At 61.9% G+C, this 24,831-nt stretch carries 25 protein-coding genes; 9 read left to right on the top strand and 16 right to left on the bottom strand.

The window, feature by feature from the left end; translation table 11 throughout:
* Window positions 1-25: 25 nt before the first annotated feature.
* The 8 genes from CIW50_RS04955 to CIW50_RS04920 all read right to left on the bottom strand — a co-directional run bounded on the left by CIW50_RS04955 (window position 26) and on the right by CIW50_RS04920 (window position 9,208).
* The gene (locus tag CIW50_RS04955; protein WP_149530097.1) at window positions 26-1,654 is read right to left on the bottom strand and encodes an inorganic phosphate transporter; all 1,629 of its coding nucleotides are present in this window, start codon (window positions 1,652-1,654) and stop codon (window positions 26-28) included.
* 136 nt (window positions 1,655-1,790) lie between these two features.
* Complete coding sequence (locus CIW50_RS04950; protein WP_149530096.1) at window positions 1,791-2,462, bottom strand: hypothetical protein; 672 nt, start codon at window positions 2,460-2,462, stop codon at window positions 1,791-1,793.
* Between the two features lie 103 nt (window positions 2,463-2,565).
* A complete protein-coding gene (locus tag CIW50_RS04945; RefSeq protein ID WP_068729285.1) occupies window positions 2,566-2,814 on the bottom strand; it encodes a hypothetical protein in 249 nt (82 codons plus the stop codon).
* A gap of 113 nt (window positions 2,815-2,927) precedes the next feature.
* Window positions 2,928-4,985 (bottom strand): hybrid sensor histidine kinase/response regulator, encoded by a 2,058-nt coding sequence (locus CIW50_RS04940; protein WP_149530095.1) that lies wholly within the window; start codon window positions 4,983-4,985, stop codon window positions 2,928-2,930.
* Window positions 4,982-6,478 carry an ATPase domain-containing protein gene (locus CIW50_RS04935; protein WP_149530094.1) on the bottom strand — a complete coding sequence of 499 codons (1,497 nt, stop codon included), beginning with the start codon at window positions 6,476-6,478 and terminating at the stop codon, window positions 4,982-4,984. Before CIW50_RS04935 ends, CIW50_RS04940 begins: the two co-directional genes overlap by 4 nt.
* Before the next feature lie 82 nt (window positions 6,479-6,560).
* Entirely contained in the window at window positions 6,561-7,334 is a 774-nt protein-coding gene (locus tag CIW50_RS04930) for a thioesterase family protein (protein ID WP_149530093.1), read from the bottom strand.
* Window positions 7,335-7,358: 24 nt separating this feature from the next.
* On the bottom strand, window positions 7,359-8,327 hold the full coding sequence (locus CIW50_RS04925) for an NAD(P)H-dependent flavin oxidoreductase (protein ID WP_149530092.1): 969 nt from the start codon (window positions 8,325-8,327) through the stop codon (window positions 7,359-7,361).
* Between the two features lie 236 nt (window positions 8,328-8,563).
* Entirely contained in the window at window positions 8,564-9,208 is a 645-nt protein-coding gene (locus CIW50_RS04920; protein WP_149530429.1) for a glutathione S-transferase, read from the bottom strand.
* Between the two features lie 155 nt (window positions 9,209-9,363).
* Between CIW50_RS04920 and CIW50_RS04915 the strand changes: the two genes are divergently transcribed.
* Window positions 9,364-9,927: a TetR/AcrR family transcriptional regulator gene (locus CIW50_RS04915; protein ID WP_149530091.1), complete on the top strand. Its 564-nt coding sequence runs from the start codon at window positions 9,364-9,366 to the stop codon at window positions 9,925-9,927.
* Window positions 9,928-9,929: 2 nt separating this feature from the next.
* Here the strand turns inward: CIW50_RS04915 and CIW50_RS04910 are convergent, their stop codons facing one another.
* The 4 genes from CIW50_RS04910 to CIW50_RS04895 all read right to left on the bottom strand — a co-directional run bounded on the left by CIW50_RS04910 (window position 9,930) and on the right by CIW50_RS04895 (window position 12,175).
* The gene (locus CIW50_RS04910) at window positions 9,930-10,517 is read right to left on the bottom strand and encodes a hypothetical protein (RefSeq protein WP_172980217.1); all 588 of its coding nucleotides are present in this window, start codon (window positions 10,515-10,517) and stop codon (window positions 9,930-9,932) included.
* A 46-nt stretch (window positions 10,518-10,563) separates the two neighbouring features.
* Window positions 10,564-11,145, bottom strand: a complete 582-nt coding sequence (locus CIW50_RS04905; RefSeq protein ID WP_149530090.1) for a YqaA family protein — start codon at window positions 11,143-11,145, stop codon at window positions 10,564-10,566.
* A 67-nt stretch (window positions 11,146-11,212) separates the two neighbouring features.
* On the bottom strand, window positions 11,213-11,611 hold the full coding sequence (gene hisE, locus CIW50_RS04900; RefSeq protein WP_149530089.1) for a phosphoribosyl-ATP diphosphatase: 399 nt from the start codon (window positions 11,609-11,611) through the stop codon (window positions 11,213-11,215).
* Window positions 11,612-11,743: 132 nt separating this feature from the next.
* Window positions 11,744-12,175 carry a hypothetical protein gene (locus CIW50_RS04895; protein WP_149530088.1) on the bottom strand — a complete coding sequence of 144 codons (432 nt, stop codon included), beginning with the start codon at window positions 12,173-12,175 and terminating at the stop codon, window positions 11,744-11,746.
* Between the two features lie 234 nt (window positions 12,176-12,409).
* Here CIW50_RS04895 and CIW50_RS04890 point away from each other — a divergent pair, with 234 nt between their 5' ends.
* From CIW50_RS04890 to CIW50_RS04865, 6 genes are all read left to right on the top strand, one after another.
* Complete coding sequence (locus CIW50_RS04890) at window positions 12,410-13,483, top strand: ABC transporter substrate-binding protein (RefSeq protein WP_149530087.1); 1,074 nt, start codon at window positions 12,410-12,412, stop codon at window positions 13,481-13,483.
* 105 nt (window positions 13,484-13,588) lie between these two features.
* On the top strand, window positions 13,589-15,385 hold the full coding sequence (locus CIW50_RS04885) for a glucan ABC transporter ATP-binding protein/ permease (protein WP_149530086.1): 1,797 nt from the start codon (window positions 13,589-13,591) through the stop codon (window positions 15,383-15,385).
* Between the two features lie 206 nt (window positions 15,386-15,591).
* Window positions 15,592-17,085 carry a D-alanyl-D-alanine carboxypeptidase family protein gene (locus CIW50_RS04880; RefSeq protein WP_246664143.1) on the top strand — a complete coding sequence of 498 codons (1,494 nt, stop codon included), beginning with the start codon at window positions 15,592-15,594 and terminating at the stop codon, window positions 17,083-17,085.
* Between the two features lie 134 nt (window positions 17,086-17,219).
* Entirely contained in the window at window positions 17,220-18,908 is a 1,689-nt protein-coding gene (locus CIW50_RS04875) for a long-chain fatty acid--CoA ligase (protein ID WP_149530085.1), read from the top strand.
* Window positions 18,909-18,983: 75 nt separating this feature from the next.
* Window positions 18,984-19,541 (top strand): DUF924 family protein, encoded by a 558-nt coding sequence (locus CIW50_RS04870; protein WP_149530084.1) that lies wholly within the window; start codon window positions 18,984-18,986, stop codon window positions 19,539-19,541.
* Between the two features lie 107 nt (window positions 19,542-19,648).
* Entirely contained in the window at window positions 19,649-20,134 is a 486-nt protein-coding gene (locus tag CIW50_RS04865; RefSeq protein WP_149530083.1) for a peroxiredoxin, read from the top strand.
* A gap of 156 nt (window positions 20,135-20,290) precedes the next feature.
* On the opposite strand, the gene rnhA is transcribed toward CIW50_RS04865, so the two are convergent.
* Genes rnhA through ispH form a run of 3 tightly spaced genes read right to left on the bottom strand, consistent with a single transcriptional unit; the run spans window position 20,291 to window position 22,691 of the window.
* Entirely contained in the window at window positions 20,291-20,743 is a 453-nt protein-coding gene (gene rnhA / locus CIW50_RS04860; RefSeq protein WP_149530082.1) for a ribonuclease HI, read from the bottom strand.
* Window positions 20,740-21,720 carry a homoserine kinase gene (locus tag CIW50_RS04855; protein ID WP_149530081.1) on the bottom strand — a complete coding sequence of 327 codons (981 nt, stop codon included), beginning with the start codon at window positions 21,718-21,720 and terminating at the stop codon, window positions 20,740-20,742. The genes rnhA and CIW50_RS04855 overlap by 4 nt, the downstream gene beginning before the upstream one ends.
* Window positions 21,721-21,725: 5 nt before the next feature.
* Window positions 21,726-22,691 (bottom strand): 4-hydroxy-3-methylbut-2-enyl diphosphate reductase, encoded by a 966-nt coding sequence (ispH, locus tag CIW50_RS04850; protein WP_149530080.1) that lies wholly within the window; start codon window positions 22,689-22,691, stop codon window positions 21,726-21,728.
* A 245-nt stretch (window positions 22,692-22,936) separates the two neighbouring features.
* Between ispH and CIW50_RS04845 the strand changes: the two genes are divergently transcribed.
* On the top strand, window positions 22,937-23,635 hold the full coding sequence (locus CIW50_RS04845; protein WP_149530079.1) for a DUF1013 domain-containing protein: 699 nt from the start codon (window positions 22,937-22,939) through the stop codon (window positions 23,633-23,635).
* A gap of 101 nt (window positions 23,636-23,736) precedes the next feature.
* On the opposite strand, the gene CIW50_RS04840 is transcribed toward CIW50_RS04845, so the two are convergent.
* On the bottom strand, window positions 23,737-24,327 hold the full coding sequence (locus tag CIW50_RS04840) for an SMI1/KNR4 family protein (protein WP_149530078.1): 591 nt from the start codon (window positions 24,325-24,327) through the stop codon (window positions 23,737-23,739).
* Window positions 24,328-24,492: 165 nt separating this feature from the next.
* Between CIW50_RS04840 and CIW50_RS04835 the strand changes: the two genes are divergently transcribed.
* Window positions 24,493-24,831, top strand: a complete 339-nt coding sequence (locus CIW50_RS04835; RefSeq protein ID WP_149530077.1) for a potassium channel family protein — start codon at window positions 24,493-24,495, stop codon at window positions 24,829-24,831.

Genomic DNA, 24,831 nt, shown 5'->3' with positions numbered 1-24,831 from the left:
CGTTTCCGCAGCGGCCTCGCTGTTCTCAGAACAACTGGCTGAACAGCACGTAGAGCGACGCAGAGAGCATGATGGCGCAAGGCAGCGTCAGCACCCAGGCCATCAGCAGGTTGCGGATGGTGGCCATCTGCAGGCCCGAACCGTTCGCCGCCATGGTGCCCGCAACGCCGGACGACAGCACGTGGGTGGTCGAAACAGGCAGGCCGAATATGTCGGCCGCACCGATGGTGGCCGCAGCCACGAGTTCAGCGGACGCACCCTGCGCGTAGGTCAAATGCGTCTTGCCGATCTTCTCGCCGACGGTGACGACGATGCGCTTCCAGCCGACCATGGTGCCGAGGCCGAGTGCGATGGCCACGGCGATCTTCACCCAATCCGGGATGAACTTGGTGGCAGCATCGAGCGAGCCCTTATAGGCGTTGAGGGTCGCGACCTCTTCCTTGTTGAGGTCGTTTTCCTTGTCCTTCATCAGGAAGCGGATGGCTTCCGATGCGAGATACATGTCGTTGCGGGTGTTGCCGACGGATTCCGCAGGCACTTTGTCGAGCGTGCCGTAGGTACGGACCTGATCGCCGACCTGCTGCACGAGAACGGCGAGCGACGGATAGGTGCCTTCGTTGATCTTGTGCTGCGATACGTAAGTGGTCACTGCCGGGCGGGGATCGCCGATAATGCTATGGCCGGCACCCTTGGCTGCGATCACCTTGGCCGCCGCCGTCGAGGTGGTCTGGAACTGCACGATCTTGGATTCCGGCAATGCACGGTTCAGTGCATAGGCGGTCGGCACGGTGCCGATCAGCACCAGCATGATCAGGCCCATGCCCTTCTGACCGTCATTCGAACCATGCGCGAAGGACACGCCGGTGCAGGTCGCGATCAGGATGCCGCGAATCCACAGCGGCGGCGCCTTGTTGCCGTCGGGCGCTGCGTACAGAGCAGGATTGCGCACGACGAATTTCAGCACCAGCAGCAGGATGGCGGCGCAGGCGAAGCCGAACAGCGGCGACAGCAACAGCGCGTAGCCGATTTCGGTGGCCTTGCCCCAATCCACGCCCGACGTGCCGTCACGGCCACGCATCAGCGCGTTGGCAATGCCGACGCCGATGATCGAACCGATCAGCGTGTGCGAGCTGGAGGCCGGCAGGCCGAGATACCAGGTGCCGAGATTCCAGATGATCGCCGCGATCAGCAGCGCGAACACCATGGCGAAGCCGGCGCCGCTGGAAACCTGGAGGATCAATTCCACCGGCAGCAGCGAGACGATGCCGAAGGCCACCGCGCCCGTGGAGAACAGCACGCCGAGGAAGTTGAAGAAGCCCGACCACATCACGGCGAATTCCGCCGGCAGCGAGTGGGTGTAGATGACCGTGGCTACCGCATTGGCGGTGTCATGGAAGCCGTTGACGAATTCGAAGCCGAGCGCGATCAGCAGCGCCACGAACAACAGGAGGTAAGGCAGATAGCTGGTGACGCGGGTGCCAGTGGCATTGACGTCGACATAAATGCTGTAGGCGACGAACAGCAGGCCAGCCGCCAGGACCCCGAAAAACAGGATCATCGTCAGCGGATTGAAGCCCTTGTCGAGATTGGGCCGGGACGCCGGTTCAACAGCCGCGCCTCCGGAAATGGATTGATTGGCAGTGAAATCGGTCATGAAACGCCCCCCATACAGGTTAAGAGGCGTTAATCTCTGCACCACGGATGCGAAGCCCGGATGACAGGCGCGACAATTTGTCTGTTACGGGTTGTGACAGTCATGCGTCGCCGACGGGCCGGCATGTGACAGGCGTTCAGATCGCCGAAGCGACTTTTTCAAGTCCGATCATGCGCGCCAGTGCACGGACTTCGCGCTTCTGATCCTCACGCAACTGGAACAGCAACGGCATCGCAGCGGACTTGAGCTGCTGCACCTCATCGCTATCCGGATCGATCGGCGGCGCGCCAGCTGAAGGACTCGCCTGCTTGGTCTCGTGGATCCTGCGCGCCACGTTGCGCAGCGCCGCTTCGACGCCGGGCCAGTAGGATTCCTGCGACGCGGTTAGATTGAGCCGGCTCTTGATCGCCGAGATCTGCGCATCGCTGAGCAGCGTATAGGTCTTCTGTGCCGGCTTGGCTGCGGCCTTGGGCTTGGCGGCCGGCTGCGGCACCACGATCGGCGCAAGCACCGTCGAACCGGGCGCTTCGATCGGACTGTCGGATGCAAAGGCCTGGCGCAACGGACTGCCGTCAACGCTCGGGACCTGCTGCGGATCAAGCGACGCCATCATGGCGCCGGCCACCGGCAGCTTGTCTTTCTTGCCTTGCGTATTGGAAATCGGCCCGCGCGAAACGGCGACCGAATTTTGCGCCGCACTGTCGCCATATGACAGGGATGGGATGCTATCGCGACCGAGGATGCTCGCAACAGCCACGCCGGTGAGCAACAGGCAGCCCAGCACAAGAAGGGTCAGCGCACGCGTCAAGCCAGTCTCCGAAATTCAGGACCACCAGAGGTACCTGTCCTCACAAATGGAGATTAATTAAGGCCTAACCATACCGCAACGGTGCGATAATACTTGCAGACGCTCAGGCGGCGTTGGCGAGAACATAGGCTTCCTGGATGTCGCTCACGATATCCGAGGCTTCCCACAGCGCATCCGGGGCGACGGATTGCATGCTGATGGTCCAGTTTGCGCCCTTTCCGGCGCGGGGCGTGCTGACGATGTCGAACTGCACCTCGCGGCACAGCGGATGACGGCCGAAAGCTGCGGCCACGCGTGCCTTGATCTCCTCGATCGTGGCCGGCGTCTTCGCGAAATAGGCTTCGATATCCATGATGGCCCCTGAATCGGTTGATTCCCGATCGGGGTATTGTTGGTTCCACAGGATTTAACGAATGGTTAATTTCGCTGTGCTGCGAGCAGATTGATACCTCCGCTGCGGCAGGCTCAGCCCAGCAGTTGATCGAGCCGATCCCGAAGCTGATCCTGATGATACGGCTTGGCAAGCCGCGGCAAATCGAGCTGAGCGCCTTCGGGCAAATCCGCATAGCCGGTAGCAAGCAGGATCGGCAGCGACGGCCGCATTTCACGGGAATAAGCCGCAAGCTCGATGCCCGTCATGCCGGGCATCATGTGATCGGTCATCATCAGATCGAGCGGCTCGTCGCTTTTCAGAATCTCCAGCGCATGCCGCCCCGAATTCGCAGGGATCACGCGATGGCCGAGATCCTCCAGCATCTCCGTCGTCGACATCGCGATGAGGGGATCGTCATCGACGAACAGGATCACGGCAGAGCGCGCGGCATGGCGCATGACATTGGCCGTATCGACCGCCTCCGGCTTCCTGTCGGTGACCGGCAGCACGAGGGTCGCCGTCGTTCCCTTGCCGACGACGCTTGAGAGATCGAGCGTGCCGCCGAGCTGTACGGCCAGACCGTGCACCATGGACAAACCAAGACCGGTACCCTTGCCGACGGGCTTGGTCGAGAAGAACGGCTCGATCGCCTTCTTCAACGTCTCCGGCGACATGCCGGCGCCATTGTCGATGATCGACACCTTGAGATAGTCGCCGGGCTTCAGCACCGGGTCGCCCTTGCCGACCCGGTGCTTCTTCACCTTGATATCGATGGAGCCGCCCTCCTGCATGGCGTCGCGCGCATTGATCGCGAGATTGAGGATGGCGAGTTCGAGCTGATTGGGATCGATCTGCGCCCGCGGCAGATCGTCGGGAATATCGAGACGAAGCGCGACGCGCGGCCCGAGTGAACGCTCGAGCAGATCGCTCATGCCGCGGACCAGCGCACCGAGATCGACGGCCACGGCTTTCAGATCCTGCTGCCGTGCGAAGGCCAGTAGCCGCTGCGTCAGCGAGGCGCCGCGTTCGGCGCCTTGCATCGCGCCATCGACGAGACGCTTCAGGCGCGGATCATCCGGCATGCGCTTGCGCAGCAGATCGAGATTGCCCATCACCGCCATCAGCAGATTGTTGAAGTCATGCGCGACGCCGCCAGTGAGCTGGCCGATGGTCTCCATCTTCTGCGCCTGGCGTAGTTGGTCCTGCGCCTTCTCGCGCGCAGCGACTTCCTTCATCAGGTCATTTGTGCGTTCCCCGACGCGCTGTTCGAGCGTCGCCGTGAGTTCAGCGAGCGCGGACCGCTCTGCCGTCAACTGCTCCAGCAAATTGTCGCGATCGATATCGGCAGACTTCCGCGCCGTGATATCAACGGAGACGCCGACGAGTGTTTTCGGCTTGCCGTCGGGCCCACGAACCATGCGCGCACGCGTCTCGACCCAATGCACCGAGCCGTCCGGCCAGATATTGCGGTATTCGACATTGTAGTCCGCGCCGGCCATCAGCGTCGCATCGAGCGCCTGCTGGCGTTGCTCGCGATCATCGGGATGAACCGCGGCCTGCAACTCGCTGAACGTGAACGACTGATCCGGCCGGCGGCCGAAGCATGCCTTGGTCGTATCCGAGACCTCAAGTCGAAGTTCGGGCAGATGCAATTCGAGCGTCCCGAGCCGTCCTGCATCGAGCGCCGTCTGCAGCAGCCCCTGACTGTCGCCAAGATCTTCGAGAATGGCACGCGTCTGATATTGACGCCGGCGCGCGCGGACGGCCGAGCCGACGACCGATATCAATGTGGTCGGATGAAACGGGCGCTCGATGAATGTCACATTGCCGAGCAACTGTCCGAGCCGCGCGGCATCCGGGTTGCGCTCCGGTCCGCCGCCCTGACGCGTCAGCAGCACGATCGGAAAATCAGACCACGACGGCTGATCATGCAGCCAGTTGCCCAGGCCGCGCAAATCGACAGTCTTGATCGCCTCGTCGGCGATCACGGCGACACCTGCGCCGCCCCGGATCTCCTCGAGCAGCGACGGGAAGTCCGTGCAGGATTGCGCGTAGAAGCCGGCTTCGCGGATCAAGGCTGCAGCGACTGCAGAATCGCGCCCTGTGGGAGCAAGGATGACAGCACGCTCGGAGGAACGCCCCGGTTTCACGCCGAGGATCCCTCGAGCAGAGAACTTTGACCACTATAAATGGGCACGCCGCGCAACACACCCTGGAACTCGCTGAGCGGCGCACCAATTGTCAGCCCTCGTCCGTCGATCCGGTATTCGCGAATGGTCGCCTCATGCGCGCTGGTTCGTTTCTTGATCACCGAAATGGCGCGACGAACACTGCCCCGAGCTTCGAAATAGCGAAGAAGAATGACGGTATCGGCGAGATACGTCACGTCCACCGGCGCCTTCATGTCGCCGACGAGCCCGTGCTGCGCCACCGTCATGAAGGTCGCTGCACCCCTACGATTGAGATATTGCAGCAGCTCATGCATGTGCAGGATCAGCGAGTTCTCTTCCGGCATCGAGGCCTGATAGCCGTTGAGACTATCGATCACGACGGTCTTGATGTTGTGCTCGTCGATCTGACGACGGACGCGATGCGCAAATTCACCCGGCGACAATTCGGCAGCATCGACCTGCTCGACGAACAGATGACCGCTCGCCTGCATGGCGGCAAGATCGATTCCGATCCCCTTCATGCGATCGAACAGCAGTCCAAGCTCCTCGTCGAAGACAAACATTGCGGCCTTCTCGCCCCGCTTCACTGCTGCGACCACATTGACGATCGCAGTCAGTGATTTGCCGGTGCCAGCAGGCCCGAGAATCAATGTGCTGGAGCCTGTTTCGATCCCGCCGCCGAGCAGTTGATCGAGCTGCGCAATGCCGCTCGACTTGGTCGTGCGATCCATGCTGTTGCGGAATTCGGATGCGACCAGCCGTGGAAAGATATTAAGGCCGCCCGTGGTGATGGTGGCATCGTGATATCCGCCGCGAAACTTAACGCCGCGATACTTGATCACGCGCGCGCGTCGGCGCTCGGCACCGTAGGATGGCGCCAGCTCTTCCAGTCGCAGCACACCGTGGGCAACGCTGTGAACTGTCTTGTCGGCCACTTCGGCCGTGAGGTCGTCGAGTAGCATCACCGTGGTACCGAATTGCGCGAAGTAATGCTTGATAGCCAGGATCTGACGACGATAGCGCAGCGAGCTTTGCGCGAGCAGCCGGATTTCGGACAGGCTGTCCAGCACGACCCTGGTCGGCTGGGTGCGCTCCACCGCCTCGAATATCTGCTTGGTGGTTTCGCCGAGTTCGAGGTCGGACGAATAGAGCAGGCTCTGTTGCTGATCCTCGTCAAGCAGGCTTTCCGGCGGCAGGAGCTCGAAAACTTCAATGCTCTTGTCGAGGGTCCAGCCATGAGACGCTGCGCCATCGCGCAACTCGCTATCCGTCTCGGATAGCGTGATGTAGAGACACTTCTCTCCGGCCCGCGCGCCCTCCAGCAAGAACTGCAACGCGACCGTGGTCTTGCCTGTCCCCGGCGCGCCTTCGACCAGAAAAATGTGACCTCGGGAAAATCCCCCGGAGAGGATATTATCCAATCCCCAGATGCCGGTTCTGGCTTTGGTGTCCTGCACGTGCGTCGAACTCATACTGCCCCCTGACGCGCGATAACCGGGGCAATATCAATCGGTTCCCTGTCCGAGACAAAAATTCTAAAAAGCGCGTCAGTCGTCAACGTTTCTCAATGACCAAGCTCTGCACTGCCCGGCCGAAATAGCCATTGATATCGGCGAGCTTCGACGCAGCAAGACCGGCGCCGTCCGGCCCGATCCAGCTTTCCCCGTCCAGCAGGATCCAGTCGCCGACCGGGGGACGCGACAGGCTCACGGTGAGGTCGGCATTCAGGAAGGTCCAGTCGTCGAAACTCAGCACGGGGGAGGAGCCGTTGCTGAAATCGGCCGCGATCACCGCGCGCATCACCTGAGAGAGGCCGGCGCCTTCGACGATCGGCCGGTTGGCCCGGTACCAGATCGCGCCCGGCCCCAGCGACAGGAAGCCGCCGCGCACTGCGCGAATGGTCATGCCGGTGACGAAGGGACTGCTGGCGTAGCGCGGCTCGAGCAATCCGCCCTGATCCGGCGGCGGCACCGTGACCGGCGGATCAGTGACCTCTGGCGGCAACGGCTGCGCCTCCGCCCTGACCTTCAGCACCGTCGCACGCACCACGACTGTGCCATTCGCCATCAGTCTGACGCCAACGAGCTGAATCTTGCGGCCTTCCCGCAGCACCTCGGTCTCGAAAGTGAGCGGCGCCACCGGCACCGGCCGCAGCAAATCGATGGTAACGCGCGTCACATGCATCGGGCTTGCGGTGGGCATCTGCTCGGCAAGCCATGTCACCAGCGCCGACGGTGCGGAGCCATGCTGCATGGTCTCGTTCCATGGACCCGCAGCATGCGGGCTGGTGACGACATGGTTGCCGTCCACGCGATAGATGGCGTCCATCAGATCGGCCTTCTCAATGCAGGATCAGAGCGGCGGATCGATCGCTTCGTCATATTCCTTCTTGAAGCGCGCAACGAGTTCGGCCACCGGTACGACCTTCGACACGCTGCCGATGCCCTGGCCGCTGCCCCAGATTTCCTTCCAGGCCTTTGGCTTGGCGCGCTCGCCACTGGCGTCGGTGCCGAAATTCATCTTGGTCGGATCGGACTCCGGCAGATTGTCGGGATCCATACCGGCAGCGACGATGGACGGCTTCAGATAGTTGCCGTGAACGCCGGTGAAGAGATTCGAATAGACGATGTCTTCTGCGGCGGAGGACGCGATCATATCCTTGTAGCCCGGCACGGCATTGGCTTCGGTCGTCGCAATAAAGGCCGAGCCGATATAGGCAAAATCAGCACCGAGCACGCGCGCAGCGCGGATCGCGCGGCCATTGGCGATGGCGCCTGACAGCGCGATCGGGCCGTCGAACCACTTGCGGGTTTCGGCCACAAAAGCCAGCGGCGAAATTTCGCCGGCATGACCGCCGGCGCCCGCCGCGACGAGGATCAGGCCGTCAGCGCCCTTCTCGATCGCTTTATGCGCGAAGCGCTGGTTGATCACGTCGTGAAATACGATGCCGCCCCAGGCATGCGCGGCCTGATTGAGCTCTTCGCGCGCACCAAGCGAGGTGATCATCATCGGCACCTTATGCTTTTCGCAAAGCGCCATGTCCTGTTCGAGACGGTTGTTGGATTTGTGAACGATCTGGTTGACCGCGAATGGCGCCGAGAGACGATCCGGATGCGCCTTGTCATGGGCGGCGAGTTCTTCCTTGATCCGGTGCAGCCATTCGTCGAGGAGCGCCGCCGGACGCGCATTCAGCGCAGGAAACGAGCCGACGATACCGGCCTTGCACTGCGCGATGACGAGATCCGGCACCGAAATGATGAACAGCGGCGAACCGATCACGGGCAGCGACAGGCGGTTCTTGAACAAAGCCGGCATCGACATGGGAAATTCCTCGACTGCTTTTCTTGATTTATGCGCGATCGAACGCGCCCGCCCCCGGTCAATCCCGGGGGCAGGCGGACGATGCCAGAAGCAGGGGCCGGATGGCAATTGCGCTGCGGTAGAAAAAGCCGGACCTGAGCGGCGTTCGGTCATGACGCGGAATAATCGAACATCACATGATCCGGATGATTGCCCCGTTATCGGGATAATCGATCGATTGTCGGCAAGCGCCCCACTCAAGCGGGTTCTGACATCGTCACACGGTTCTTGACGCTGGGGCGCTCGTTCATCCTTGCGTACCAGGCATGAAGAGCCTCGTACTCCGCGGGCACCGCCAACTCCACGAGTCCTGCGAAAATCAAACCACCGATGAGCGTGATGTCCGCCATCGAGAAAAACGCACCGGCAACGAATGGCTGCTGTTTCAGAACGGCATCGAAATAGGCCATCCCCCTGAGGGCCTTGTCGCGCTGGCGGAGCCCCCATTCGGCGTTCTGATAAATCTCGACATCGGGTCCGAGTCCCGGTGTGGCGTGGTGGAAATAGACGCTGATGGCGTCAAGCAGCTCCAGTTCGGCACGCTTGCTCATCATGTGGATCGCGCCCTTCTCGCGCGGCGTCCTCCCGGTGAGCACGGGCGCACCGTCAAGCGCGTCGAGATATTCGGTAATGGCCGTGCATTCAGCGATGAGGGTCCCGTCGTCGAGTTCGAGCACCGGCAACGTGCCCGAGTAGTTCTTGGCGAGAAACGCGGGCTTCTTGTGCTCGCCTTTCCAGAGATCCACCGACACGAACTGGACGCGCGACTGAAGGTTCTTCTCCGCCAGAGCGATCCGGACGCGCGCCGGGTAAGGCCCCGTGCTCCAATCGTGAATTGTCATAATCGGAAGCTTGGTCGTGTCGCCATTGGAGATCTGAGCGTTCATTAGTTTATCCTACCTATCAGTTGGTAGGGTAATTTACGTCTTTGATTTACAGGCGTCAACGCCTATCTATCACTTGGTAGGCTGCAGACACGAGGTTGTGAGACCGGGACATGAGTTCGAATTCCAGGGAAGCTATTTTGGCCGCGGCGAAACTGACCGCGCAGACGCGGGGCTATGGCGGCCTGAATTTTCGTGATCTCGCGGCGGAGGTCGGCATCAAGGCTGCGAGCATCTACCATCACTTCCCGAGCAAGGCCGATCTCGGCGCCGCGGTCGCCCGGCGCTATTGGGAGGATACTGCGGCCTATCTGGAGGCGCTGCTGACCGAGTCCGCCGATCCCCTCCTCTGCCTGCGCCAATATCCCGAGACCTTTCGCAAGGCGCTCGAAAACAACAATCGCATCTGCCTCTGCAGCTTCATGGCTGCCGAATATGACGACCTGCCGGAGCCAGTAAAAAAGGAAGTCCGGACCTTCACCGACGTCAATGTGGCATGGCTGAGCAGGGTTCTCATCGCAGCGACAGCGGCCATCCCAGAGGAGAGCGAACGGCGCGCCCGCGCGATCTTCGCCGCCATTGTCGGCGCTCAGCTGATGGCGCGAGGTCGCGCGGATATCGCGCTCTATGACACGCTCATCGAAAGCTATCGCGTAGCGGGTCTGTTGCCGGCATAGACCTATTGGCAGAGCGCCTGGGTGACGTAATTCTCCGTCTTGCAGTCACCCGGCTCCGGCGCGCGGCCGGGGATCATGGCCTTGGGCGAGCAGCTTTGCGCTGCGTCGGTGTCGAGGCTCTTGCCGTCCTTGAAGCCCTTGCTCTGGCACAATTTGTCGGACGCTGCCTTGCAGTCGGGTGCGCCATTGGCAGCGACCGGACAAGCCACCCTTCCCTTCACAACCGTGTTCAGCTTGGTCAGGCTGTCGGTGCCGAGCGACGGCATCGCGGGGAGCGATGGCAGCAGCGAGGTGGAATTCTTGAACAGCTTTCCGATCTCGTTGAACAGGCCGGGATTATCGGGCGCCTGGGGCGGTGACGGCGGCGGCGCCTGTTCGGCCATCGGCGCTGGCGCGAAAGCCGCGGCAGGCGGGGGCGCCGCCGAGGGCGCCGGCATGACCTGAATGGTGATCGACTTCTGCGGCGCCGGTTGCTGCTGCATGGCCTGTGACCAGGCGCAAACGGTGGCCGCGCCCACAGTCAGCACCGCCACCGCAGCGACGATGCAGTTGCGAGATGCGGGAGCGAATAGACGGGTCAAATCAGACATGATGCGAAACGTATCCCGGCACCTGCGCCGGGGGAAGCATCCAGATCTAGAACAGCCGGAATGCAATGATGAAGCCGAGCACCAGAACGCCGACGCCCAGCCCCACCCACAGACCCAGACGCTTCTCGATGGTCTCGCGAATCCACACGCCATACCGGTTGAGCAGGATGGCGACGACATAGAAGCGTACGCCGCGAGCAACCACCGACAGCGCGATGAACATCCAGATATTATAGTTCGCGAAGCCTGACGTGATGGTGACAAGCTTGTAGGGGATCGGCGTCAGCCCCTTCAGCAGGATGATCCATGCGCCATATTCGGCATAGCCGGCGCGAAATGCCTCGACCTTGTCGCCATAACCATAGAAATGAATGACCCATTGGCCGACGGAGTCATACAGCAAGTGGCCGATCAGATAACCGACCACGCCGCCGGCCACCGAAGTGATGGTGCAAATGCCCGCATAGAGCCAAGCCTTTTGGGGCCGGGCGAGCGCCATCGGAATCAGCATCACATCCGGCGGCACCGGAAAGAACGAACTTTCCGCGAAGGACACGATGCCCAAAATCCAGAGGGCATAGGGCTTGTGGGCGGCGTCGATACACCAGTCATACATTCGTCTGAGCATGGTTCGCGATGAACCATCCTGACGCCGATTTGTCTATGGCCGGGCTGACACGCGCGAGACCAAAAGCTCAACTCAACTTGCGAAGGCGACGACCTTCGAGCGCGACAATTGGCCGCCGCGCAGCGCTTTGCTCGATGGATTTGGGGCGTTTCGGCGGTTTCGGGAGCTTTTCAGCGATACCGAGCATATCTTCGCGCCGGTTCATCTCAGCCCAGACCTGCTCCGGACGCACACCCGCGGCAGCCCACAATACGGTCAAATTGTAGAGAAGATCGGCGCTCTCGCGGATCACGGCGTCCGGCTTGCGGTTAACCGCATCGATAACGACCTCGATGGCTTCTTCGGCAAGCTTCTTGGCCATCTTTTCCGGCCCCTGCTGAAACAGCCGTGCCGTTCGCGAGGCCGAGGGATCGAGATCCTTGGCCGCGATCACCGCCTGATAAAGCCGGTCGAGCGAATCACTCATGCAACTACACTAACGTAAAGCCGTGGCCAGCACGTTAACGGCCGGCATTCAACTGTCTGCAACGGCAAACGCCGGCCGCTAAGGCGACCGGCGCTTGATAGCAACATGACAGTCAGGTGACAGATCCGATTGTTACCAGGTCATGCGACGCGAGTTATCGTAACCATGGCCACCGCCGTATCCGCGATACGGGCCTCCTCCGTAATAGACCGGGCCGCCGCCATAATAGGCCGGGCCACCGCCGTAGTAACCGTAGCCCGGACCGTTGTCGTAGTAATAGTCACGACGGCTCTGCGTGGCAGCGATTGCGCCGATGGTACCGACGATGGCGCCAAAGGCCGCGAGGCCGGCGGCATTGCCACCACCACGGTAATGGCGACGGCGAGCGCTGCTGAAATCAGTGGCGCCGCTGGTGCCGTGCGTGGCCGCGGCCTGACTCGTGCTCTTTGCCGCAGTCGCTGCGAATGCTCCGGTCGGCGCAATTGCCGAGATGGTCACGGCCGCAACGGTCGCCACGATGGCGGCGCGGCCAGTTTTATTAAACAATCCATTTCGTACGAACATCTCAATGTCCTCCGTGGTCGTCTGGCCCTGTGGGCCTCTGTATAGCCAACCACTTCGGGCACTATGGGTTCCCCAACCCCAACGGCAGCTGAACGATCGGTGTCGAAATCGGGGCAGTCATCTCCCGTTCAGCGTTTTACGGGTAGAAACGATGCGCAAGATGTCGCACCGTCGCGCCATCAATCAAACATACCCGGCGGAGTAACTGCCGGCTCGTCAGTCGTTAAGTATCTTATGCGCAGAACCCCGACCAACATTTCCCGGCGGCATGTCCTCCTCTCACTGAGTGCGCTGGGCTCCGTGACTTTTTGCGCATCATCAGGGCAGGCAGCCGACGACGACAAGACACCTGACGACAAAACATCGACCACTATCCAGTTCGCGCTCGAGCGCGCAGTCGACGCGATTGCCGCACCCTTCGTACTGGCCGATGTCCGCGGCCTATACCGGGCCGAGAACCTGAATGTGACCACCACCGTCGCCGGAGGATCGAAGGAGACGATCGCGCGGGTCGCCTCCGGTGCCAGCGACATAGCGCTGGCCGATCTCAATGCGTTGATCCGCTATCGCGGCGATTCCGATGCCGCGCCGGTGAAAGCCGTCTTCGTGCTGCTCAACGTGGCGCCCTATGCCATCGTCGCGCGCAAGAGCCGCGGCGTGATCTCGCTCGGCAGCCTCGAGGGGAAAGTGCTTGGGGTCGCTGACCGCGATCTCGCGATCCGGCTGTGGCCGGCGCTGGCCAAGCGAAACAACATCAAGCTTGCAGCCGTGAAGCAGGAGAGAATCAGCGCCGCGGTGCGCGAACCGATGCTCTCGGCCGGTCAGGTCGATGCGGTCACCGGCTTCTCCTATCTCTCGGCCGTCAATCTGCGCGACCGCGGCGTCCCCGCCGATGACCTGGCAGTGTTTCGTTTCGCCGAATTCGGCTCCGCCGCCTATGGCCTCGCGCTAATTGTCAATCCGAAATTCGCTGCCACCAGGCCCGAGGCCGTGAAAGCGTTCATTCGCGCCGTCACCGCCGGGACGCAACTGGCGATCAAGGATCCGGCCAAGGCAATCACCGACGTCATGACCCAGATGGAGAATGGCTCGCGCGAGCTTGAACTGGCGCGGCTGCGCGTTGCCATGACCGACAATATCCTGACCGACGACGTCCGCCGCGACGGTCTGGGTGGCATCGACGCTGCCCGCTTTGAGGCATCGCTCAACGAGATCGCCGAGGATTTTACCTTCAGGAAGCGCCCCTCGGCCGCGGACATCTTCGACGACAGCTTCCTGCCGGGCTCGGTCGGCCGCAAAATCAACTAAAGAAGTTCAACTGAACAACTTTTCCTGAAGCTGTATTCGGCTGCTATCCCCGCTTAGACTATGCGCAATCGGTTATCCCGTTCGCGCTGCGCTGAGTGACCTCCCATGATCCGTCTTTACACCCGTGTGCTGGAGCTGCTCGGCAAGGAGAAGCGCCTCGGCTGGATACTCGCGGCCGCCAATCTGTTGCTGGCAGGCGCGCAATTCGCCGAACCGGTGCTGTTCGGCCGGATCATCGACGTGCTCTCCGGCAATCTCTCGACGGCCGCGATGCAGACGGACAGTGCATCGCCCTGGCCGCTGCTCGCGGCCTGGGTCGCGTTCGGCTTGTTCACCATCGTCTGCGGCGCGGTGGTGGCGCTTCATGCCGATCGCCTCGCGCATCGCCAGCGTCAGGCGGTGCTGACCGATTACTTCGAACACATCATGCAATTGCCGCTGACCTTCCACACCGGCACGCATTCCGGGCGCCTGATGAAGGTGATGCTGGCCGGTACCGACGCCCTGTGGCGCGTCTGGCTCGGCTTCTTCCGCGAGCATTTCGCCTCCATCGTCTCGCTGTTCGTCCTGCTGCCGCTGTCGATCTATCTGAACTGGCGGCTGGCCATCCTGCTCGTGATCCTGTGCGTCGTGTTCACGGTGCTGACCACGATGGTCGTGCGCAAGACATCGGGCATGCAAAGCGACGTCGAGGAACATTACGGCGACCTCTCCGCGCGCGCCTCCGATGCCCTGGGCAATGTCGCGCTGGTGCAGAGCTTCACGCGCATCGATGCCGAGGTGCAGGGCCTGCGCGGTGTCTCCAGCCAGTTGCTCGAAAAGCAGATGCCGGTGCTGTCCTGGTGGGCACTGGTCTCGGTGATGACGCGCGCCTCCACCACCATCACGGTGCTGGCGATCTTCACCGTCGGCATTGCACTGCATCAGCAGGGCCTCACCACCGTCGGCGAGATCGTGATGTTCGTCTCGTTCGCGACGATGCTGATCCAGAAGCTCGAACAGGTGGTCTCCTTCATCAACACGATCTTCATGGAAGCACCGCGGCTGCGCGACTTCATGAATGTGCTCGATGCCGTGCCTGCCGTGCGCGACCGCATTGATGCCATGGATCCCGGCCGGCTGCAGGGTATGGTCGAGTTCAACGACGTGTCGTTCTCCTATGACGGCAAGCGGCCGGCGATCGCGGATCTGTCCTTCACCGCCTTGCCCGGCGAAACCATTGCGCTGGTCGGCGCGACCGGTGCCGGCAAATCCACCGCCATCGCGCTGCTGCACCGGGCCTTCGATCCGCAATCCGGCATCATCAGCATCGATGGAATGGATATCCGCGCGCTCACGCTGTCGGGCCTGCGCCGGAATATCGGCGTCGTGTTCCAGGAGGCGCTGCTGTTCAATCGCTCCATCGCCGACAATCTGCGCGTCGGCAAGCCGGATGCGACGGACGAAGAGTTGCGCATCGCCGCGGCGCGCGCCCAGGCGCTCGATTTCATCGAGCGCAGCGATAACGGTTTCAACACCAATGCCGGCGAACGTGGCCGCATGCTGTCCGGCGGCGAGCGGCAACGGCTGTCGATTGCACGTGCACTGCTGAAGGATCCGCCGATCCTGATCCTCGATGAGGCCACCAGCGCGCTCGATGCCGTCACCGAGGCCAAGCTCAACGTCGCTCTCGATGAAGTGATGAAAGGCCGCACCACTTTCGTGATCGCGCACAGGCTGTCCACCATCCGCAATGCCACGCGTATTCTGGTGTTCGAGAACGGCCGCGTGATCGAAGCGGGAACTTTCGATGAACTCGTGATGCAAGGCGGCTATTTCGCCAGTCTGGCCGCCGCCCAGTTCATGGTTCAGGAAGACGCACGCGCCAGCATGGCCCTGCCCGATGCTGCCGAACCCCTTTGATGTCTTTGGAGAACGGTCGAAATTTGGCCCCTTTCATCACCGATTTAACCGGCTCGCCACTGTTCTGATGCTCTCGACCGGTATAGGTTTGCGGCCGTCACCGCGTGACGGCAGACCGACACGAGAGCCCCGAACCTCAAATCCAAGAATTGCTGCGCGCGGTGCTGGAGCACTGCAGGCGGGCCGCAAAGGACCGGAATCGGATAGTGCAGTTTCACTTCGCATCGCGCCGCCTGCTGTCATTCAACTGGTTCGTCCTCGCCGCGGCACTTGTGCTTGGCATAGCCGCGCCTCGGTCGGCCAGCGCTGAAGCGCTGCTGCTTGTCGAAGCCGATAGCGGCAAGGTGCTGCAGGCCGAGAACGCGACCTATCCGTGGCATCCGGCATCCGTCACCAAGCTGATGACGACTTACGTCACGCTGCAGGCGGTGAAGCAGGGACGCATCAGCCTCGATACGGTGGTGACGGTGTCGCCGATCGCGGCTGCGCAGTCGCCGTCGAAGATGGGCTTCAACGCCGGCACCCAGGTCACCATCGATAACGCGCTGAAGATGATGATGGTGAAGTCGGCCAACGACATGGCTGTCGTGCTCGCCGAAGGCGTCGGCGGCTCTGTCGATGGATTTTCGGCGATGATGAATGCCACGGCGCAGAAGCTCGGCATGACACAGACCCATTACGTCAATCCGAACGGCCTGCCCGCCGACGAACAGGTGACCTCGGCGCGCGACCTGGCGATCCTTGCCCGTGCGATCATTCGCGACCTGCCGGAATACGAATATTTCGTCCACATTCCCGCGATCAAATTCGGCCGCCGCATCACCCCGAACTTCAACCGCCTGATCGGCCGCTATCCCGGCGCCGACGGCATGAAGACCGGTTTCATCTGCGCCTCCGGCTACAATCTCGTCGCCACGGCTACGCGCGGCAACAAGCGGCTCATCGCCGTGGTGCTCGGCGCCTCATCTGGCCAGGCCCGCGCCGTCAAGGCCGCACAGCTTCTGGAGCGCGGCTTCAACACCGGCGGCGGCCTGACCTGGCTGCAGCCGGCGCTCGGCACTGTGGACGCCCTCGCACCGATCGACGCCGCACCGCCCAACCTGCGGGATGAGATGTGCGGACCAAAGCGCAAGCGTCCGGCCAGCGATGCCGACGAAGAGACTGTGGCAAGCGAAGCTGGCAGCCAGGCCATGTCGTTCTTCACCGCCGGCCTGCAGCCGCCGACGCTGCGCCCGGTCGACATGATCGCCGCAGCCGCAGCCCCGGTCGAACCGGTGATCGTCTATACCGGACCGAAAAAAGTGGGGGCCGACCTGATCGCCGCCAATGCGGTGGAAGAAGCCCGGCAGACGCCGAAACCCAAGGGCAAGAAGGGCACCAGGACCGCCGCCAAAAAACCTGACGCAGCAACCGACACCAAGAACGCCAAACCCGCAGCGTCCGCCGAAGCGAAAGCAGCGGCCAAACCGGCTGCGAAACAGGCAGCGGTGAAGCCAGATGCAGCCGCGCCGAAACCGACCGCTGCAGCAAAGCCAGCCGCCGCCAAACCCGCAGCAGCCAAACCTGCAGCCGGCAAGCCTGCCACGGCAGCCAGCGCCGCTCCGGCCACAACGCCGGCCAAGCCGAAGGCAGCGGCCAAGCCCGCACCGAAGGCTACCACCGGCGAAGCCAAGCCGGCTGCGGCAGCTCCGCGCACCTAGACCTTCGTCGATGATGTCCGATGACCATCGTTAACGCGGCTGTTTCCGGCCGCGGAATGCTGCGCCGCGCCTTGCTATCAAGGACAGCTTTGCTCAATACTTCCACGAAATAATCAAATCGAGGGGGAAGTGTCATGGAGCGTATCTGGCTCAAACAATATCCGGCAGGCGTGCCAGCCGACATCGACGTCAATCTGTATCCGTCGCTGGTCGATCTGCTCGAAGAGAGCTTTGCCAAATTCCGTGATCGCAAAGCTTTCATCTGCATGGACAAATCGATCACCTATCGTGAGCTCGACGAAATGTCCGTGGCGCTCGGCGCCTATCTGCAGAGCAAGGGCCTCGCCAAGGGCGCCCGCGTCGCGCTGATGATGCCAAATGTGCTGCAATACCCGATCGCGACCTCCGCCGTGCTGCGCGCCGGCTATGCGGTGGTCAACGTCAACCCGCTCTACACCCCGCGCGAACTCGAGCACCAGCTCAAGGATTCCGGCGCCGAAGCCGTCATCGTGCTGGAAAACTTCGCCTCCACTGTGCAGCAGGTGATTGCCAAGACCAATGTAAAGCACGTCATTCTCGGCAGCATGGGCGACATGCTCGGCTTCAAGGGCGTGATCGTCAATCTCGTGGTACGCCGCGTGAAGAAGATGGTGCCGGCCTACGAATTGCCCGGCGCCGTCTGGTTCAACGATGCGGTCTCTGCCGGCCGCAGCATGAAGATGAAGAAGCCGGTGCTCGGGCCCGACGACGTCGCCTTCCTGCAATACACAGGCGGCACCACCGGCGTGTCCAAGGGCGCGACGCTGCGCCACCGCAACATCCTGGCCAATGTGCTGCAGAACGATGCCTGGCTGCAGCCGGCGCTGCGCAAGCCGCCGCATGTGGACCAGCTGTTCATCGTCTGCGCGCTGCCGCTGTATCATATCTTCGCGCTGACGGCCTGCTTCCTGCTTGCCGTCCGCGCCGGCGGCGTCAACCTGCTGATCCCGAACCCGCGCGACATGCCGGGCTTCGTGAAGGAGCTGATGAAGTATCAGGTCAACAGCTTCCCGGCGGTCAACACGCTCTATAACGGCCTGCTGAATACGCCGGGTTTCGACCAGGTGGATTTCTCCAAGCTCAAGATCTCCAACGGCGGTGGCATGGCCGTGCAGAAGGCCGTGGCCGAGCGCTGGCTGAAGACGACCGGCTGCTTCGTCGCCGAAGGCTACGGACTGTCGGAAACCTCGCCGACGCTGACCTGCAACCCCGCCGATGTCGACCAGTTCAACGGTTCCATCGGCGTACCGGTGCCATCGACCTATATCTCGATCCGCGACGACGACGGCAACGAAGTCCCGCTCGGCGAGCCCGGCGAGATTTGCGCCAAGGGTCCGCAGATCATGTCGGGCTACTGGAACCGGCCGGACGAGACCGCCAAGGTGATGACCGCAGACGGTTTCTTCCGCACCGGCGACATCGGCATCATGAGCCCCGACGGTTTCACCAAGATCGTTGATCGCAAGAAGGACATGGTGCTGGTCTCGGGCTTCAACGTCTATCCGAACGAAGTCGAAGACGTCATCGCCAGCCATCCCGGCGTGCTGGAATGCGCCGTGATCGGCGTACCCGATCCGAAGACCACCGAGGCGGTGAAGGCCTTCGTCGTCAAGAAGGACCCGAACGTCACGGCTGAGGACATCATCAAGTTCTGCGGCACCCAGCTCACCAATTACAAGGTGCCGAAACAGATTGAATTCCGCACCGCCCTGCCGAAGACCAATGTCGGCAAGATCCTGCGCCGCGAACTCCGCGACGAGAAGAAACAGGCGTCAGCGGCGTAAAGCGGCATTGTCGCCGGGTGGGCAACGGCGTATTGCGCCCTGCCCACCCTCTGACAATTGCGAGACCGATCCGGAATGAACGACGCTGCGTCCGGCACCACGCCGACTGATATCCTGAACTTCTGGAAAGACGCCGGCTGGGACCGCTGGTACGCCAAGAACGATGATTTCGATGCCGAAGTCACCCGACGCTTCCGTACGCTGTGGGACGAAGCTGTCGCGGGCGGACTCGCGTCATGGGAGGCCAGTGACGACGGCACGCTCGCTTTGATCCTCGTGCTCGACCAGTTTCCCCGCAACATGTTCCGCAACGACCCGCGGGCCTTTTCCAGCGATCGCCTCGCCCGCGACCTCTCGGTCAGGGCCGTCGCGCTCGGTGTCGATCAACGGGTTGAACAGCAGATGCGGCAGTTCGTTTATATGCCACTGATGCATTCGGAAGACCTTGCCGATCAGGAGCACTGCTGCGCGCTGTTTCGCGCCACCGGCGAGGCCGACAACCTGAAATTTGCCGACGAACACGCCGACATCATCCGACGCTTCGGCCGCTTCCCGCATCGTAACCGGGTGTTGGGGCGCAGCACCACGCCGGAGGAACAGGCCTTTCTCGATGCCGGTGGCTTCGGCGGCTAACGTCATCGTGATTGTTGCGGCAGACCAAGCTTTGCGCAGCACCTAATATTGTGCGCGTCATGCGGCCGGTCTAAACACACTCACCCGCATTTCAGGAGAGACCGACGATGACCATTCAAGTTGGCGACAAGCTGCCCGAAGCCAAGCTCCGTGTCATGACCGCAGAAGGTCCGGCCGTGAAGACCACCGACGACGTCTTCAAGGGCAAGAAAGTGGCGCTGTTCGCGGTGCCCGGCGCCTATACCGGCACCTGCCACAAGATGCATCTGCCGAGCATCTTCCTCAACGCCTATGCCATCAAGGACAAGGGCGTCGACACCATCGCGATCATCTCCGTCAACGATGTGTTCGTGATGAACGCCTGGAAGAAGGATACCGATCTGCGCGATGAAGCGGTGTTCCTCGCCGACGGCAATGCCGACTTCACCAAGGCCATCGGCATGGAGCTCGACGCATCGGGCAACGGTCTCGGCATCCGCTCGCATCGTTATTCGATGCTGGTGGAAGACGGCAAGGTGACCAAGCTCAACCTCGAGCCGGCACCGGGCAAGGTCGAAGTCTCTGGCGGCGACACGCTGCTGGGTCAGCTCTGAGCTAAGGCTCCGAAAACACGTACTGTCGTCGCCCGGCTTGACCGGGCGACCAGTAGACACTGGCGCCAGTGATCATCGCGAATGTGGGCGTTTACTGGATCGCCCGTTTTCGCGGGTGATGACAGCTAGAGTCCAGGAGCGCATCAGCGCGCCAACTCACTTCTTATTCCGGTTCTCCGCCAGACCGTCGCGCGACAGCTGATCCGCGCGCTCGTTCTCGGCGTGGCCGGCGTGGCCCTTGACCCAGTGCCAGCGGATATCATGCGTCTTCAGCGCATCATCGAGGCGCTGCCACAGGTCGACATTCTTCACCGGCTTCTTGTCCGACGTCTTCCAGCCGTTTTTCTTCCAGCCGTGAATCCAGCTCATGATGCCGTTGCGCAGATACTGGCTGTCGGTGTGCAAATCGACCGAGCACGGCTTCTTCAACGCTTCCAGCGCCGAGATCGCCGCCATCAACTCCATGCGGTTGTTGGTGGTATGCGCCTCGCCGCCCTTCAATTCCTTTTCGGCGTCGCCGAAACGAAGGATCGCGCCCCAGCCGCCGGGGCCGGGATTTCCCGAGCAGGCGCCGTCCGTATAGATCGTCACAGGCGTCGCAGCGGTCACGCGGGCTGCCTCGCCGCTTCGACACCGTAATCGGCCATCGACGTCACCGACTGGTGGAAGCGCAGCTTGCGGACATACTCGACCGGATCCTTCGGCTTCACGAAGGCGCCTTCCGGCACGTTGAGGAAATCCACCAGCCGCGTCAGCAGGAAGCGGATCGATGCACCGCGCGCCAGCAGCGGAAACGCCGCACGCTCGGCAGCGGTCAACGGACGCACCGCTTCATAGGCATTGAGGAAAGCGCGCGCCTTGGTGGCATTGAACGACAGGTCCGGCTCGAAGCACCAGGCGTTCAGGCAGATCGCCACGTCGTAGGCCAGCATATCGTTGCAGGCGAACGGGAAGTCGATCAGACCGGAGAGCTTGTCGCCGAGAAAGAACACGTTGTCCGGAAACAGGTCGGCATGGATCACGCCGTCCGGCAGATCGCTCGGCCAATGTGCCGCAAGATAATCGAGCTCGGTCTGCAGAAAATCACGCAGGCCGGGCTGAACCGTATCGGCCCGCGGTGCCGCGAGGTCGAGCAAACCGCGCCAGCCATCGACCGACAGGTTGTTCTCGCGCACCAACGGGAAATCGCGCCCGGCGACATGCATCCTCGCCAACGCTTCGCCGACACCGGCGCAATGCATCGCGTTGGGACGGCGCGGCCACATACCTTCGAGGAAGTTGATGATCGCGGCGGGCCGACCGGCGAGCGATGCGTAGACCGCGCCGTCGCGATTCTTCTGCGGCTGCGGGCAGTTCACGCCGCGCGCGCAGAGATGCGCCATCAGGCCCAGGAAGTACGGCAGGTCGTCCGCCGCCACGCGCTTCTCATAAAGCGTGAGGATGTAGGCGCCCTTGGAGGTGTGCAGCAGGAAGTTGGAATTCTCGACGCCTTCGGCGATGCCCTTGTAGGAGAGCAATTCGCCGACATCGTAGCTTTTCAGGAAGTCCGCGAGATCATCGGCGGCGACATCGGTATAGACCGCCATCGCGGTTACGCCGCGGCCTCGGGACGCAGTGAGCGCGGCAGCGGGAAGAATTCGTTTTCTTCAGCGGCCGAAACCGTCTCTACATGCAGCTCATAACGCTGCGCGAAGGCATCCATGATCTCTTCGACGATCACTTCCGGCGCCGAGGCGCCCGCGGTGATGCCGAGGCTCGTGATCCCCTTGAACATGCTCCAGTCGAGATCGCTGGCGCGCTGCGCCAGCACCGAAACCTTGCAGCCCTCGCGTTCGGCCACTTCGCGCAGACGCTGCGAGTTCGACGAGTTCGGCGCACCGACCACGATCAGCGCATCGACCACCGGCGCCACCTTCTTCACGGCAAGCTGGCGGTTGGTGGTGGCGTAGCAGATGTCTTCCTTGTGCGGCCCATTGATCGTGGGGAAGCGGCTCTTCAGCACTTCGACGATCTCGGCGGTGTCGTCGATCGACAACGTCGTCTGGGTCACGAAAGCAAGGTTGTTTGGATCCTTCGGCTGGAAGGTCTGGGCGTCTTCCGCAGTCTCGATGAGTTGGACAGCGCCGGGGGGCAACTGGCCGACGGTGCCGACCACTTCCGGGTGATGCGAATGCCCGATCAGCAGGATTTCGCGACCGCGCTTGAAGTGGATGGCGGCTTCGCGGTGGACCTTGGTCACCAGCGGGCAGGTCGCGTCCAGCGAGAAGAAATTGCGCTCCTTTGCGTCGGCCGGAACCGATTTCGGCACGCCATGAGCGGAAAATACTACCGGCGCAGAGGTATTGTCCGGAATTTCGGCCAGTTCCTCGACGAAGATCGCGCCCTTGGTCTTGAGGCTGTCCACCACATACTTGTTATGGACGATTTCGTGCCGGACATAGACAGGCGCGCCATGGATGGCGAGTGCGCGTTCGACCGTATCGATCGCCCGGACGACGCCTGCGCAGAAGCCGCGTGGCGAACAAAGAACGATTTTCAGGGACGGTTTGGTCGTCATATCGGGGCGATCCAGGGGCCTAGGCACCAAAATGGCAGGTGCGATTGGTCAGATTGGCAAAAATCAGCCAAAGGGCTTGTTTGAATAAGGACTTGGGGCCGGTTTGCGGCGCTGTCAAGGCCGAACTGCCGGGCATTGCGCGGTTGCCCCCGGACAGCTTATATAGAGGCTTAATTCCCGTCATCACCGATGACCAGACGGCTTCGCCTCCCAAAGAGGTGGGCGAAGCGCAAAGGAGATGTGCCATGAGCAATGCCCCGCTGATGCCAAAGGCGACGGCCGTGTGGCTGGTCGACAATACGGCGCTGACCTTCGATCAGGTCGCCGATTTCACCAAGATGCACCCGCTCGAGATCCGCGCCATTGCCGACGGCGACGCCGCTCAGGGCATCAAGGGCATGGATCCGATTTCCAACGGGCAATTGACCCGCGACGAGATCGAAAAGGGCGAGCAGGACAAGAATTACCGGCTCAAGCTCGAAGAGAGCAAGGTGATCCTGCCGCCGGCCGCCAAAAAGAAGGGCCCGCGCTACACCCCGGTATCGCGCCGCCATGAGCGCCCGAGCGCGATCCTGTGGCTGGTCCGCAACCATGCCGAACTGAAGGACAGCCAGATCATGCGTCTGGTTGGCACCACCAAGACCACGATCGCCTCGATCCGCGACCGCACCCACTGGAATGCCTCGACCCTGACCCCGATGGACCCGGTAACCCTCGGCCTGTGCTCGCAGATCGAACTCGATTTCGAAGTGCAGCGCGCCGCCAAGGAAAAGCCGACCGATCACGCCTACGGCGGCGCGACCCTGCTGCCGGCTTCGGAAACCACCCGCAAGGACGAGTTCGAAACCGCCGAAGGCGGCAGCGGCGACCTCAATGTCGACGCCGTGTTCGCCAAGCTGAAGGGTATCGGCGGCGGCAAGAAGCAGGACGACGAGGAAGAATAGACGCCTGCGCTGCACATAGACGCGCGGTGATCCTCACAGAATAAAAAAACGCGGCGGTTCATCTCGCCGCGTTTTTTTATTTCAGGTTATGCGCCGCCCGCTCACGCCAGCGGGCGGCGGATGCCGACATTGATACTGCCATCATCGTCATAGACCACAAGCTTGGCGAGGAAATCCGAAAACGACGTCGCGACTTCGATGAAGCAGCCCTGCTGATGGATCATGTAGGCAAGGACGTCGTCGGCATTCTGCAAATCGACGCCGGCGTCGGCAAGCTCGTCGATCTCCGGAATGACTTCGTGATCGACAAAATAGATCCTGCCCTTCGCCTTGCCCTCGAATATCTCGACGACCGGATTGCCGCCGTGGCTTTCCGCCACCGGATAGCAGAACGCACGAAACGCCTGGTGCCAGAGATCAGCTTTGGCCAGGAATACCCCTATGTCGTTATATTCGAAGCCGGTATCGAGGCCGTGCAGATAGCGGATTGAATCAAATGTCTCCACGCCCTCAGCAAGGGGTTTCGCGCGATTGAGATCGAAATAGAAGCCGTTATGCGTCTTGAGAAAGGCAGTGTAATCGGGCGAGAATTCGATGCCCTGCCGTGCCGCAAAAGCCTTGATCGTCTTGTCCGTGACAGGCTTGAACGTCATCGCATCCGTATAGTCTTCAAACCTGAACTCGTTCGCCATTATGTACTCCGCTGATTCGTAAGGGTCCCGCCTGAGCGGTGTCACCCTTGGTGCTGCAGGGGTAACGCGAGGTTCATGGCCGCGACCGACGCATAATCTTCACTTTCCAAACGCCATCGAATCCTGCGACATCGTGCATGAACGGCAACGCATGGAGCATCGACGATGGCAACTCTCTGGCTCGGTCTGGTGCGATTGCTGGCCGGCTTCCGCCGCGGCCTGCGCGATCCGGAATTTCGCGCGATCCTGTTTCTGCTGGCCATCGCCATGACCGGCGGCGCCGTGTTCTTTCACGCCGTGGAAGGCTGGCAGTGGATCGACGCCGCCTATTTCAGCGCGATGGCGCTGACCACCGTCGGCGATGCCACCCTGTCACCGACCACGGCCATCGCGAAAATCTTCACGATGCTATTCTCGATATCAGGCATCGGACTGATGCTGGCATTTCTGTCGCGGCTCTCGACGTTCCGCGAGCGATACGACGATCGGAAAGATCAGGAGTAG

Source organism: Tardiphaga sp. P9-11 (genome assembly GCF_008329525.1).
GTDB lineage: Bacteria > Pseudomonadota > Alphaproteobacteria > Rhizobiales > Xanthobacteraceae > Tardiphaga.
The sequence above is the reverse complement of the archived record's forward strand: the minus strand, read 5'-3'. Positions and strand labels throughout refer to the sequence as shown.